Origin of the sequence: Vibrio algarum (assembly GCF_028204155.1) — a bacterium.
In the GTDB taxonomy this organism is placed as follows: Bacteria; Pseudomonadota; Gammaproteobacteria; order Enterobacterales; family Vibrionaceae; genus Vibrio; species Vibrio algarum.
The window spans coordinates 864,738-878,222 of sequence record NZ_JAQLOI010000003.1 but is presented as its reverse complement, the minus strand read 5'-3'; the positions used below and the strand labels follow the sequence as shown (position 1 = coordinate 878,222).

Genomic DNA, 13,485 nt, shown 5'->3' with positions numbered 1-13,485 from the left:
ATTCCCACGTAAAGTGGGGATCTAATACCACATAGATTCCCGTTTCATGTTAATGACGGGGAGTTCCAATTCAACTATCACGGAAATGATATGATTCTAAAGGAATGGAAATCTAATAGGCTTTGGTATGCAGATATGTCCTATACAAAATTAGGCCTGTCACACATACACAGAATGGTCGTTATTAGGCTTTCTGACGGCTCAATAGTAATCCATAATCCTATAGATCTGAGTATTAAACTACAGCACGAACTTTCCAAACTTGGTTCCATCAAATCTATCATCTGCGCCTCTCCAAGCTACCATCAGTACCTATCTGACTGGTGGCTTTCTTACCCAGAAGCGCTCTTTTATGCGACACCAACGCTAATACAAAAACGATCAGACCTAAATTTTGATGGTGCACTATCTAACTATGCGCCTCTAACATGGAAAAATGAGCTGCTTCAAACGCCGTTATTAGGTTTCGATAAACCACGAAAAATCATATTTTGCGATCCTGAAAGTCGAACTCTGATATTAAGTGATCATTTATTAGCAGTACAGGAGTCGCTACCTATCGGCCAAAAATTGCTCACGTGGGCGCATGGCATAAATCAAGACCTTAAGATACCTTATTCAGATAAACGTCATCTAAGCAATATGGCAGCATTAAGAGCATCAATACAGGAAGTGATGACTTGGCCATTTGATAAACTTTTATCAAGTAATGGCTTATCGATAGAACAGGATGCAAAGAAACAGTTCTATCAAGCGTTTTGGTGGGCGTTTTAACAAAAAAAGCCAACCGCAATTATTGCGATTGGCTTATAGATATTGTGAACAATCTTTATTCACTAACAACGTCAGTTGGCTAGGTGACCCTCGGCTTTAAGAAGGGTCACCTGTAGTATTGCATCATCCATGCCAGCTTTTTATATGGTATTTTTCCCCATATTTATAGGTCTTTTGATAGTCATCTCGCTTTATTTGCATTTTGCAAATTGCATTTTGCAAATTAAGTGCAATTTACTATGACATTTGTTGCAAATAAGTAATGTAAGGACTCTTTTCTCTCGATAGACAAATCTTGTATACTCCTCCGTTACTTCAATCTAAAAACTATCTATTAATGAATTATTTAATTACCTTCTTCAAAGGAATGGCGATGGGGGCTGCCGATGTTGTCCCCGGTGTATCTGGTGGCACTATTGCTTTTATTACTGGTATCTACGACACCCTTTTAGAGAGCATACGAAGAGTGAATCCGAAACTATTGGTATTGTGGAAACAAGAAGGATTTAAGGCCGCATTTCGCCATATAAATGGCTTTTTTCTGATCTGCTTATTTGGCGGGATTATTACAAGTATTTTGACCTTAGCTAAACTAATCTCTTGGCTGTTAGTTACACATCCAATCCCACTTTGGTCGTTTTTCTTTGGGCTCATCCTAGTCTCTGTTTTTCACATAGTGAAACAAGTTGAGAAAAAAGACATTGTTCGCGCTATTGTCACAATATTCGGTATCGCATTTGCGTTTTTCATTACCGTGTTGAAACCGTTAGAAATGGACCCAACCAGTGTCAATTTCGTCCTCGCTGGCGCTATTGCTATCTGTGCGATGATATTACCTGGTATTTCAGGCAGCTTTATTCTTCTATTATTAGGCATGTACACCCCTATATTAGGCGCAGCTAAGTCAATACAACTCGATATACTCCTATTATTTGCTTCTGGCTGCGTATTAGGATTACTCACCTTTTCTCATTTACTCTCTTGGCTTCTCAAAACCTTTAGAGATTCCACATTAATGTTTCTAACAGGCTTAATGATAGGAACATTGCCAAAGATATGGCCATGGAAAGAAACCATTAGTTGGCGCGTAAATTCCCATGGCGAACAGGTACCTTTAATACAAGAAAACCTAACACCGTTTCAATTTGAAGCGCTAACTTCTCAGCCACATCAGTTGTTCCTCTCCATTGTTATGATGCTGTCAGCGGTAGTACTCGTGCTACTTTTAGAGCAGTTTTCCGACAAAGCCTAAACCGTCAGATTTTTAAAAAAGAACGCAAGTCTTAACGCGTTCTTTTTTTAATAAAATTCACAACTTACTAACAGATATTGTAAAATTTCACTATCATCATGTTAATATATTAAGTTATTGAACCCTATGGTTTGTCACAATGAAGATTATTCAAATATTAATAGTTACTAGCGCGGTCGCTCTTGGCTTTATTGCCCCCGACTTAATCAAGTCATTGAGTCAAGACCATAATCCAATAGATATCGACAAGTACTGTATGCTCTCAACCAAAACATGTATACAAGATGGGGTGGCCGTCACCCTTGAACATGACAATGCCAAACCTTTAGTAGAAAGCAAGATTGAAGTGCATTGGGACAATGCTGCTAGCGATACGTTATTGCTTTCTCTTCAGGGTCTTGAGATGGATATGGGTATCGCTAAGTACCAATTAACTAAACAATCAGACGGATCATATATAGGTAACATAATGTTACCCGTTTGCACACAAGATAAAATGACTTGGATAGGAACATTATCCGACGGCAACAGTGAAGTTTATCCCGCAATTAGGATGGAAAGATGAGTAGAAATTGGTCTCTAGTCATAGTTATCGCCTTTGTACTTGGTTATAGCTTAAAAGTTTATATGGAAATGCAAGACGAAGTTGCGCTAGAACAACAGCAAAAAGCAACGCAACAGATCATAAAAGATCCTGTCTTTAATGGTAAGGATGATCGTGAAACACACATTTTTGATGTGTCTGATGACAGAATTCGGGTTGTATATTTTGGCTACACGCGTTGCCCTGATGTTTGTCCAACATCACTTGCCATGTTGTCAGGTGCACTTAGCACTATTAGTGAAGAGCAATTGATAAAACTTAGGCCAATGTTTATCTCTATCGACCCAGAACGAGATGAAGCAAACGCTGCCCATCAATACGCCCAATATTTTCATAAAACTATCGAAGGGTTTTCAGCCCCGATGGAAATAACGAAGCCAATCGCTGATCATTATGGCGTCATCTTTAGAAAAACAGAATTAGAAGATTCCGCTATCGGTTATGTCGTTGACCATAGTTCGTATTTCTATTTCTTAAAACCTGATGGCACGTTAATCACTCAGGTCGCTCACACAATGAACCCAAGCCCTATTGTCGCGGCCATAGAAGATGTACTAAAAGAAAACTAAGCAGCAACCATAAAAAGCGAAGGTAACATTCGCCAATTTAAAGGGAAATTAAAATGAAACAAACATCCGTAATTTTAGCCTCGACATTATCTTTATTATTATCTTCATTTGCGTTTGCATCTGACGTGATCATTGACCACCCTTATGCTAGAGCAACACCACCCAACGCTCCAACCAGCGCTGTTTTTTTAGTTTTAAACAATAGTGATAATGTAGAAAGAAGTATTGTTTCTGCCTCTACACCAGCCGCTGGTAAAGTGGAACTTCACACTCATGTAATGGATGGAGATGTGATGAAGATGCGTCAAGTAGATTCAATCAGTATTCCTGCACAGGGACAGACCGTACTTAAGCCTGGAGGATTACATATAATGCTATTTGAACTTCAGCAAGATTTCAAAGAAGGTGGGCAGATAGATGTAACAGTGAACTTCGCCAACGGAGAAAGCCAATCCTTTACGGCCAAAATCAAAAAGGTAATGAAAGGAATGATGAAACATTAACAGCCACGTTCAATAGATCAAGTTTTCATGCAGAGGGGTTACTTATGGTGTCCCTCTTTTGTTATCATTCTTATGTAACCTAAACAATGTAATACATGGAGGACACAAAATGATTGTAACCCAAACCCACTCGGTGATAGCTAAGGTATAAAGAGTGTAAACTCATCCCTTCCTGTCGTCCGGTGATTAAAATTTACCGGGGTCAACATTCTATTTTTCAAATCTCATATTTAAATGCATCAAATGAGATTGAAACAATCGTTATTCGCCCCTGATCTAAAAACACAGATGTGCCTTGCCACATCCAGGGTTTATATAATGAATTCAAAATTCACATTGCCACAACTTGGTTGGCAACCATATTTTCAACAACAATTGACATTAGAAGACTACGAGCAAAACCGCATTGCTCGCGTATCTGCGCATCACCGCTCTGGCTACGAGCTGTTATGTGAACAAGGTTTATTATCGTTACCGATTCACCATTCTTTACCACATATGACGGTAGGTGATTGGATACTCATAGATAGTTCAAACCAATTGGTTCGACTATTAGAAAGAAGCTCTCTATTTCGACGTAAGGCTGCGGGGCCAAAAGCGACAGAACAATTTATCGCATCCAACATAGATACGGTTTTTGTTGTTTGTTCACTTAATCAGGATTTTAATCTTAGCCGAATTGAGCGCTATTTATCTATCGCTCATGAGACCGAGGTCGAAGCCGTCGTGATCCTGACGAAAGCAGATTTATGTAGCGATGTAGATGAAAAAAAGCTCAAGTTCAAGCCCTTGATAAAATGCTTATAATAGAAGTCGTCAATGCATTAGATAGTGACAGCACCAAAGGCTTATTAAGCTGGTGCAAACAGAGCAAAACTGTTGCATTTTTAGGCTCTTCCGGTGTTGGTAAATCGACTCTAGTAAACACCTTATTGAATAACAACCTGCAATCAACGGGTTCTATTCGAGAAGATGATAGTAAAGGCCGACATACCACCACCTCAAGAACGCTGCATATGATGCCATCGGGTGCCCTACTACTCGATACTCCAGGAATGCGAGAGTTGCAGTTAACTGACTGCGAGTCTGGCGTAGCTGAAACATTTGCGGATATTGAAGACATTGCTGGTCAATGCCGATTTTCAGACTGTCTGCATCAAAGCGAACCAGGTTGTGCAATACAAAAAGCGCTTGATGCGGGAACTATCGACCCACGTAGAGTGGAGAACTATTTTAAGTTAATGAGAGAGCAAGCAAGAAATACAGCAACAATCTCGGAACAAAGAGCCCACGGTAAACAATTGAGCAAAATGTACCGAACGGTGGCAAAAGAAAGTCGGAGTATGAAAAAAGGCGACGGCGCGTAAACGATTGCTAGCGTGCTAATAAAAGACCCGAGTTAAGAATATTATCTTGGGTCTTTTTCATTTTATTAACCAAAACGTAACACAAAATAAATACAAACACCTACGTTATCACACAAACTGCACTTATTTTGCTTAATATAGACTTAATTATAGACAGATTCTCTATCTGTCATAGAATATGCAGGTCGTTTATCTATGATGGAAAAAATAGAGTTCGACAAAATAAAATTCTAAATAATAATTAGGTAATTCCATGCAAAACAACAACACTCTCGTCGCTAGATTTGCTAGTGGCAATCTTGTGCTCCAAATTTTAGTCGGTATTGTACTCGGTGTAATGCTTGCTACTATTTCGCCAGAAAATGCCAAAGATGCCGGTTTGATCGGTAGCCTATTCGTAGGTGCGTTAAAAGCTGTTGCTCCAATTTTAGTATTCATTCTTGTAGCCGCTTCTATCGCCAATCAAAAACAAGGCCAACATACACATATGCGTCCTATCATTGTTTTATATTTGATAGGTACGTTTACCGCTGCGCTTACTGCCGTTCTGCTCAGCTTTGCGTTTCCAACAACCCTGACTTTAGTTGCTGGTGCTGAAGGTACTACTCCACCACAAGGTATTGGTGAAGTTCTTCATACCCTTCTATTTAAACTGGTTGATAACCCTATCAATGCGTTAAAAGAAGCTAACTATATCGGTATTTTGGTATGGGCCGTTGGTCTTGGTCTAGCATTACATCATGCATCTGCAACAACGAAAGCTGTATTTGAAGATTTAAGCCACGGCGTATCTCAAATCGTTCGCTTTATTATTCGCCTAGCACCATTTGGTATCTTCGGTTTAGTTGCTAGCACCTTTGCAACGACAGGATTTGCAGCTCTGGCTGGTTATGCCCAGCTACTAGTGGTTCTGCTAAGCGCAATGCTTATAATTGCACTTGTTGTTAACCCAGTCATCGTTTGGGTTAAAACCAAAGAAAATCCATACCCACTCGTATTCAGGTGTCTACGTGAAAGTGGTGTAACAGCCTTCTTCACTCGCTCTAGTGCTGCTAACATCCCAGTAAACATGTCTTTATGCGAAAAACTAGAACTAGATGAAGACACTTATTCAGTGTCAATTCCTCTAGGTGCAACCATTAATATGGCTGGTGCAGCAATTACTATTACGGTACTAACGCTAGCAGCTGTACACACGATGGGTATTGAAATTGACTTACCAACAGCTTTACTTCTCAGTATTGTTGCATCCGTATCTGCATGTGGTGCTTCTGGTGTGGCTGGTGGTTCTCTATTACTTATCCCACTAGCATGTAGCCTATTTGGTATTTCTAATGATGTCGCGATGCAGGTCGTAGGTGTAGGATTTATCATTGGTGTAATTCAAGATTCAGCTGAAACGGCACTAAATAGCTCAACTGACGTTGTATTTACTGCTGCAGTTTGTAAGTCGGAACAAGCATAACGGCTTGGCCCATAAAAAGACCCCCAATAATTGGTGTCCAACTATTGGGGGTCACTTCAAATCGGCAGGTTTTTTTCAACTAAATTTCAGAAAAAAATTCATTTATTGCTTATCAATCGGTGAAATAGAAAAATCTAATCCTCCACCTGAATCCTTGTTTTGCTTCTCGTCTGCTTCTTTGTTTTCTGTTTCAGCATTGTTCTTCTCGTATACTAAAAATTCATTGCCATCTATTTCAGGAAAATAGGTTGATCGCTTATAGAGTTTATTTAGCGCTTTGATCATAGAATGCTTTTCAATTGCTCCATCTGCCAACTTTCTCAGCAAAGGTTTTGCCATTTCTTGAAGCCCTACCACCGCATCAACACCAAGAATATTACCTACATCATCCCTTCTCGCTTTTGCCTTTTCATATCCGAAATACGCTGAAATATACAACCATAAGTACGCAATAGCGTTACCTTTTGAACCTCTCCCAATCCAGATATCTCCAGCAAAATACTGGGCTCTCGGATCGGCTTGCTCTGCTGCTAACTCATACCAATAAGTCGCGCGTAAGATATTTTTTTCAACCCCAATACCATCTCGATAATGTTCACCGAGTTTTATCTGTCCTTCTATACTATCTTGCTGAGCCGCCTTAAAATGCCACTCCGCAGATAATTTAGGGTTAGGATGTAAATTAGCTTCAGCATTGTACCAATCGCCCATGTAGATCTGAGCTTCAATGTGATCCCCATTCGCTACTTCTTCGATTGTGGCAATGCCCTTCTCTATATTGGCTTCAATTCCTTTACCACCAATCAAGGCTTTACCCATCTCAAATTTGGCTAAGACATTACCGTTATGGGCCTCTATTGCGGTCTGCCAAAATTTGGACTTTTCGATAAGGACAATATCTTCTTTTGCACGACCACATACTCGAACCACACCGTACATGCCCATTTCATTCTCTTGTGCGGCAGCTTGCTCATACCAATAAAGAGCTTCTCTAGGATTTTGGATCTCTGCCTCTTTAGCTAAATAAAGTTGAGTAGGTATATGGCCTGTTTCAGCCTTAAATAGGCGTTCTTTTTTCTCTTCATGCCGCTGTCTTTCAATCGCTCGCCGATACATGCGTTCGCGCTCGATTTTTTCTTCAGCGAGTCTTTTCTTCTTAGCAGATAGTGAAGCCATCCAGCCAACAATAAAAAGAAGTGATACACCTGTGGCCCCAATGGCGATAGTCATAAAATTCATTTATTAATTTGCAGCCTTTTGCAACATGAGTAGTTATTGATTATTAAAAACTTATCAAAACGAACGATTGGTTTGATTTAGGAAACATCATGCGTTTAATAACAAAAGAAACACTATAAACTATTGCTAACTTTTTCTATAGGCTAGCACTCTGCTTTCGTGTCAAAACCAAGAACTTTGTTTAGTTATTATCTAAGCCTCGTTTCGGCTCACAACCCGTTAAACACGAACATCCGGTTTACACTATTGGAGCATCATTAATGGTATTATGAACCGCTTTTATGCCTTACTTGTCAGATCCTAGTTAGATTTATCTACACCACTACCCAAAGCACCTTTTTCATTTTATATACAGATAGTATTAAGCAAATCCGCATAAAGTCAGTTTTTTAGTCAAATAAGTAATAGATAACAAGGACCATCAAATAAAAATGAACGCTCTTGATACACAAAAAATGTCCGCCTATGTAGATAAAAAAGTGATTTATCATGTTTTTACTCGGCTTTTTGGCAATTCTGAACAGAACAACATTCCATGGAGCACAAAGGAAATAAACGGCGTCGGCAAGTTTTCTGATTTTACAGACTTTGCACTGCAACAAATTAAAGAGTTAGGTGTTACTCATATTTGGTACACCGGTGTGCTACATCATGCAATTATTGGGGATTACACGGATATTGGTGTAGGGCACGACCACCCCTCTATTGTAAAAGGGCGAGCTGGCTCCCCATATGCAATAAAAGACTATTTTCAGGTTAACCCCGATTTGGCTGATAATGCAGAAGAACGTATGGAAGAATTTGAGGCCTTGATAGAGCGAACGCATCGCGCCGGGCTAAAAGTAATTATCGACATTGTTCCAAATCATGTTGCTCGCCAATACAAAAGCCTTAATAATCCAATTCACGCCAACGACTTTGGTGCGGATGACGATGTAAAACTTGAGTACCACCGAAATAACAACTTCTACTATATTCCAGAGCAGTCTTTCGAGCTACCTGACTTTCCTGAAGCGTTCCAACCTCTAGGTGGAAGTGAGCATCCAACGTTAACGACCCCATATTTTGAACACCCAGCTAAGTGGACAGGTAATGGCTCGCGCAAAGCAAAACCAAAACTAGACGATTGGTATGAAACCGTGAAAATCAACTACGGTGTAAGACCAGATGGAAGCAAAGATTTTCCCGAATTACCGGAAAACCTCCGCAATGAAGGAGTGCAAGCCCATATTGAGTTCTGGCAACATCAGAGCCTACCGGATTCATGGATTAAGTTTAGAGATATAGCCCTATTTTGGTTAGACAAAGGCGTTGATGGCTTTCGATATGACGTAGCGGAGTTGGTGCCAGTCGAATTCTGGAGCTATTTGAATTCAACAATAAAGATAAAAAACCCCGACGCGTTTTTGATGGCAGAAGTATATCAACCTGATCTATATCGTGATTTTATTCAGCTAGGTAAAATGGACTATCTATATGACAAGGTCGACCTCTACGACACGCTAAAAGCGATCATTCAGAACAAAGAGTCCGTTTCTTCTATAGTTCGCGTCCAAAAAGAGCTTGCTGATATAGAACATCATATGCTGCACTTTTTAGAAAACCATGACGAGCAACGTATCGCTTCACCAGAATTTGCGGGTAATGCTGATTTGGCTCGTCCTGCAATGTTACTCTCTGCCACCATAGGTAGCTCTCCTACTATGGTCTATTTTGGTCAAGAGGTTGGAGAGCCCGCACTCGAGAATGCAGGATTTGGGCAACCTTCCCGTACCTCTATTTTTGACTACGTTAGCGTGCCCCATCATCAACGTTGGTTGAATAATGGCGCTTTCGATGGTGCTCTACTAAATCAGTCGGAGAAAAACCTTCGAGCCTTTTATAGTTCTGTACTCAACTACTCCATAAGCAGTCCAGCTCTTATGGGGCATTATATTGATTTATACTCCCCTCTTTCTGAACAATTAGCATCTATGAAAGACCATGTATTTATATTCGCGAGACAGAAAGACAAACATACGACCTTCGTTGCGGTAAATTTCAATCCGCATTTACACTGTAAAGAAACCCTCATTATACCTGCCTTCTTGATACAACAGCTGTCATTACCGGAAGGGACACACACCTTCAAAGAACAGATTGAACAGCAACTATCGCTTGAATTAAAAGTGAACAAAGGTATTGGTAGCGTCGAGCTGTATCTGCCGCCTCTTGCTGCTTATGCTTTTGAATTATGACGCTTAGTGACCACACGAGAACATTCAATTAATGATTCATTATACTTTTACAGAACATGGCCTTTACTTTTCTATTCAGTCGGACGCAACCACTCTCTTCCTGGTAGGTTCATTCACTCATTGGAAAATTGAGAAGTCATGTAAAATGGACAGGAAAGGTAATATCCATTCCCTACTAATCAGCCATGAAAAAACGCTAACCATTGCAAATTCTGGATACCCAGAATATTACTTCTGGAATAGTGATACAGAACAGCCGTTACCATTTAATGATAGCTACCCTGACGGCTATTTCTTTAACAATCAATTTAATCAGTCGTTTAATTATTTAATCCATCATGAAGATATTGGGCCTAAGCATATTGAAAAAATTAGCACTGATAACCGCCTTTCTTTTCAAATTAAATCATCGATTTCAGACTTTAAAACAGAGGCCGAGTTGGCAAACTTTCGCAGCCTCAACGGGGGTAAACTATCGAAAAGAAAGGTTTATCGTAGTTACCATCCACAGATCCCTAGTCGTTCTCACGATCCTAGACTTTGTGACATTGAAATTGAAAGGCAAAAAGCGGTAAGAACATTGATACAAAACAAAGGGATTAATACCATTATTAACCTGTCTGATGACCATGAAAAGCTCGTTACAAAAACGGCGAATATGGCCCCCTCTATCTATACAAAAATGATGCAGAGAAACCAAATCAGGTATATTCCCATATCCTATGAAACGGCTTACTTTCTTTCGGGAAGCAATCAGGCATTCAAAGATGGAGAACTAGGCTTTGAAGATGGGATAAGGCAGTTAATTAACGTTATCGCTGAGGCTTCACCACCATATTTAGTACATTGCCGTTTGGGCTCTGACAGAACGGGCATAGTGAGTGCTTTCATTCAGATGTTATTGGGCGCTTCAAAAGAGCAGATAGTTGAAAACTATAGCCTTACGAACCAATTAGGAATAGGCGAATATAGAAGCTCAAATTTGGTCATTCAATCATTAACAAATGCACTAGGCACTCGCTGTTTTGACGATGCCGAACAGGCAACTACTGAATATCTTATAAAACTTGGTATCGATGAAAATCTGATTAAGAGGGTGAAGCAGAAGTTAGCTTAGAGTGGGCTTCTTGACGCTATTAAGCAGTGACATATCAGTGGTCACTGCTTAATCATTTATAATAAATTACTATTTCTTAACACCATTAACCGCATTCACAAAGGCTTCTTGTGCACCGTCAATGTTTAGTGCTTTTGCTTCTTCGAGTAAGGCTAAGGCTTTAGGGATATCTCCTAAATTAACTGCCTTCTTTATGGCATTTTGATAGAAAAGAACCGATTCTGCTTGAGGTTTAACGATAGATATCGTTTTTGGTTCAACTCTTTTAACGGTTGTATTTAAGGATATCGTCTTAAGCTTTATTTCTAATTCGCCTAAATAGCCATGTGTATATTTCAAATCCGTTACAATAGGTAATGGGTCGCCACTATTTACCGCTCTTACTTTAGCTGGATGTGGAATCGTAATTTCGTTGCCAATCTGGTCCTGAGGAGTGTATACAACTAAGTAAGGGGTTTTACTTGCGTCAAAAGAAATCGTCGCTTCATACCTATTTTGGCTAAAAGCATCAGAATACAATATTTTGAAGTCGTCCAAGTCATACTCATCGACGACATTAAAAGTAGAGTCTAAGGTGACCACTTTTGGTGCTAATACAGATTTTTCTACCATTTTACTGCTTAATGTAACTTCCACCGTTCTAGATTGCTCGGCAAATATGAAAGAAGCGAAATGGCTTGCACCTTCAGGGAATTCCCAAACAGGTGTCGAGTTGTCAATTTGAAACTCTATTTCTTCTGTTGTACTTAATTGAGTCCAAGAAAAATCAGAATAGCTAGAACAACACACTTCTGCATTGATAGTTGGTAATTCTACGTTATTCACTTCATCTGAAGTCGAGGCACAACCAAAAAGTACGCTACCGAATAACAAAGTTAATACTGTTCTTTTCATACAAACTCCAAAAACTGAATTAGGCAACCTTATTAAGGCTGCCTATTTTATACGTAATTAAGTCCAAATAATCTTAGAACCAAATCTCAGCTTCGATACCAACGCGAGTTTCACTGTCGCTGCCACCTTTAGACCATTCATAACCGCTATCACTTGAAGACATATATGTTATGTAAGGCTTAAGTTGCGGACGACCCCAGTAATCTGAATTTACCGTAAATACTGGTGCTAGTGTCGCCGAGTAGAAACTTGTATCTGCGTCTTCACGGCCCCAGTTTTCAGCTTTACCAATACTTTCTACAGAGTATGTTAACACCGCTTCCATACGGAAGTTTTCATTCACTTTATACGATGGTGTAACACCTAAGAATAAACGAGACAATCCATCATCTGATCCCCAAACCGAATTCGTTTCTGAGTTAGATAAATCCCAGTACGTAACTTCTGAACCTAATTGTAGATTATCAGTAATATTTACCACACCGTAAGAAGTAAAGAAGATGGACTCATCGTCTTTCTGCCAGTTACCGCTCCACTGACCAAAGTTAACGCCTCGGTTAGCTGCTACACCTTGACCATAAGTTAATGCAGTAGTACTCCAACCGTCTAGACCATAGTAGTCACGAGAATATGTAACTGCGACACCAACACCACTTTCAGCAGTTGAATCTTTATCCACATTCTCACGATGCATCAGTTTAAGGTCAAAATCAAAACGACCTGCAAGCGCTTCAACACCGTAGTAGTAAAAGTCAGCGGAAGTGACTGTCGTACTAGCTCCGTTTTCATCTAAATTACATTGCTTAGAACTTGTATTTGCGCCATCAGGGGTCGTACAGCTACCTTCACCCGGATCCGCGGACAAAAGAGCAACACCTGCATTGTTATATTGAATACCAGTACCAACACCAGAGGATTGTTTCCAGAATTCTTTTGTGATGATGCCTGCTTGGCGGTTCAAATAACGCTGACCAGCCCACATGCTTAAACCTTCAGTGAAATAAGAAAGATCACCTAATTCAACATAAGCTTCTTTAAATTCTAGTTGCCCAGATTCTAAGTGACCTTCGTTACCTGATGAAGATGTGTAAAAACCGCGTCCATTACCACCTTCATTGTTACCATATTCTGTTTTTAGAACATATTTAGACCAAGCACCGCTATCGTAGTTATTACCTTTAGTTACGGTAAATTCTACTTGCGTAGGGTTACCAGAGAATGCAGCGCCTGCTGCACGGTAATCACGGCGATGGTGGTACGACTCTTCTAGCGCCAATGACTGGCCTACATTATAAAGAAGGTGCCCATATCCATTTACCGTCCATCCTTCAGTTACTTTGTCTTCAGCTAAAGTAGATCCCGCAAATAATACACTTGCCACTGCAGTAGCAATTACGCTTACTTTTTTCATCTCGTCAACTCCTGAACGAATAATTATGTTTCTTATATTTCCTTAATCTCTTC

General features: G+C 39.9%; 11 protein-coding genes and 1 pseudogene. 9 read left to right on the top strand and 3 right to left on the bottom strand.

Annotation, left to right across the window (positions count from 1 at the left end; translation table 11 throughout):
• Positions 1 to 90 precede the first annotated feature (90 nt).
• From PGX00_RS19330 to sstT, 7 genes and pseudogenes are all read left to right on the top strand, one after another.
• Positions 91 to 774: a DUF4336 domain-containing protein gene (locus tag PGX00_RS19330; protein ID WP_272139626.1), complete on the top strand. Its 684-nt coding sequence runs from the start codon at positions 91 to 93 to the stop codon at positions 772 to 774.
• Positions 775 to 1,111: 337 nt separating this feature from the next.
• Positions 1,112 to 2,026, top strand: a complete 915-nt coding sequence (locus PGX00_RS19325; RefSeq protein WP_272139624.1) for a DUF368 domain-containing protein — start codon at positions 1,112 to 1,114, stop codon at positions 2,024 to 2,026.
• 139 nt (positions 2,027 to 2,165) lie between these two features.
• Entirely contained in the window at positions 2,166 to 2,591 is a 426-nt protein-coding gene (locus PGX00_RS19320) for a hypothetical protein (RefSeq protein WP_272139622.1), read from the top strand.
• Positions 2,588 to 3,199, top strand: a complete 612-nt coding sequence (locus PGX00_RS19315; RefSeq protein WP_272139620.1) for an SCO family protein — start codon at positions 2,588 to 2,590, stop codon at positions 3,197 to 3,199. Before PGX00_RS19320 ends, PGX00_RS19315 begins: the two co-directional genes overlap by 4 nt.
• A gap of 53 nt (positions 3,200 to 3,252) precedes the next feature.
• The gene (locus PGX00_RS19310) at positions 3,253 to 3,702 is read left to right on the top strand and encodes a copper chaperone PCu(A)C (protein WP_272139618.1); all 450 of its coding nucleotides are present in this window, start codon (positions 3,253 to 3,255) and stop codon (positions 3,700 to 3,702) included.
• Positions 3,703 to 4,020: 318 nt separating this feature from the next.
• Positions 4,021 to 5,069 (top strand): annotated as a pseudogene (rsgA, locus tag PGX00_RS19305) (ribosome small subunit-dependent GTPase A).
• A 253-nt stretch (positions 5,070 to 5,322) separates the two neighbouring features.
• Positions 5,323 to 6,534, top strand: a complete 1,212-nt coding sequence (sstT, locus tag PGX00_RS19300; protein WP_272139616.1) for a serine/threonine transporter SstT — start codon at positions 5,323 to 5,325, stop codon at positions 6,532 to 6,534.
• Positions 6,535 to 6,636: 102 nt separating this feature from the next.
• Here the strand turns inward: sstT and PGX00_RS19295 are convergent, their stop codons facing one another.
• Positions 6,637 to 7,764: a tetratricopeptide repeat protein gene (locus PGX00_RS19295; protein WP_272139614.1), complete on the bottom strand. Its 1,128-nt coding sequence runs from the start codon at positions 7,762 to 7,764 to the stop codon at positions 6,637 to 6,639.
• Between the two features lie 440 nt (positions 7,765 to 8,204).
• On the opposite strand from PGX00_RS19295, the gene PGX00_RS19290 reads away from it, so the two are divergent.
• Complete coding sequence (locus PGX00_RS19290) at positions 8,205 to 10,010, top strand: alpha-amylase family protein (protein ID WP_272139611.1); 1,806 nt, start codon at positions 8,205 to 8,207, stop codon at positions 10,008 to 10,010.
• Between the two features lie 145 nt (positions 10,011 to 10,155).
• Positions 10,156 to 11,127, top strand: coding sequence for a tyrosine-protein phosphatase (locus PGX00_RS19285; protein WP_272139609.1), 972 nt, complete (start codon positions 10,156 to 10,158; stop codon positions 11,125 to 11,127).
• Between the two features lie 69 nt (positions 11,128 to 11,196).
• Here PGX00_RS19285 and PGX00_RS19280 read toward each other — a convergent pair whose 3' ends face one another.
• Positions 11,197 to 12,021, bottom strand: coding sequence for a MalM family protein (locus tag PGX00_RS19280; protein ID WP_272139607.1), 825 nt, complete (start codon positions 12,019 to 12,021; stop codon positions 11,197 to 11,199).
• A 73-nt stretch (positions 12,022 to 12,094) separates the two neighbouring features.
• Entirely contained in the window at positions 12,095 to 13,432 is a 1,338-nt protein-coding gene (locus PGX00_RS19275; RefSeq protein ID WP_272139605.1) for a carbohydrate porin, read from the bottom strand.
• Positions 13,433 to 13,485: the final 53 nt, after the last annotated feature.

Bases quoted from the DNA above. Each gene is read 5' to 3' on its own strand.
- PGX00_RS19330 (WP_272139626.1), top strand. From the start codon at position 91: ATGATTCTAAAGGAATGGAAATCTAATAGGCTTTGGTATGCAGATATG.
- PGX00_RS19325 (WP_272139624.1), top strand. From the start codon at position 1,112: ATGAATTATTTAATTACCTTCTTCAAAGGAATGGCGATGGGGGCTGCC.
- PGX00_RS19320 (WP_272139622.1), top strand. From the start codon at position 2,166: ATGAAGATTATTCAAATATTAATAGTTACTAGCGCGGTCGCTCTTGGC.
- PGX00_RS19315 (WP_272139620.1), top strand. From the start codon at position 2,588: ATGAGTAGAAATTGGTCTCTAGTCATAGTTATCGCCTTTGTACTTGGT.
- PGX00_RS19310 (WP_272139618.1), top strand. From the start codon at position 3,253: ATGAAACAAACATCCGTAATTTTAGCCTCGACATTATCTTTATTATTA.
- sstT (WP_272139616.1), top strand. From the start codon at position 5,323: ATGCAAAACAACAACACTCTCGTCGCTAGATTTGCTAGTGGCAATCTT.
- PGX00_RS19295 (WP_272139614.1), bottom strand. From the start codon at position 7,764: ATGACTATCGCCATTGGGGCCACAGGTGTATCACTTCTTTTTATTGTT.
- PGX00_RS19290 (WP_272139611.1), top strand. From the start codon at position 8,205: ATGAACGCTCTTGATACACAAAAAATGTCCGCCTATGTAGATAAAAAA.
- PGX00_RS19285 (WP_272139609.1), top strand. From the start codon at position 10,156: ATGGACAGGAAAGGTAATATCCATTCCCTACTAATCAGCCATGAAAAA.
- PGX00_RS19280 (WP_272139607.1), bottom strand. From the start codon at position 12,021: ATGAAAAGAACAGTATTAACTTTGTTATTCGGTAGCGTACTTTTTGGT.
- PGX00_RS19275 (WP_272139605.1), bottom strand. From the start codon at position 13,432: ATGAAAAAAGTAAGCGTAATTGCTACTGCAGTGGCAAGTGTATTATTT.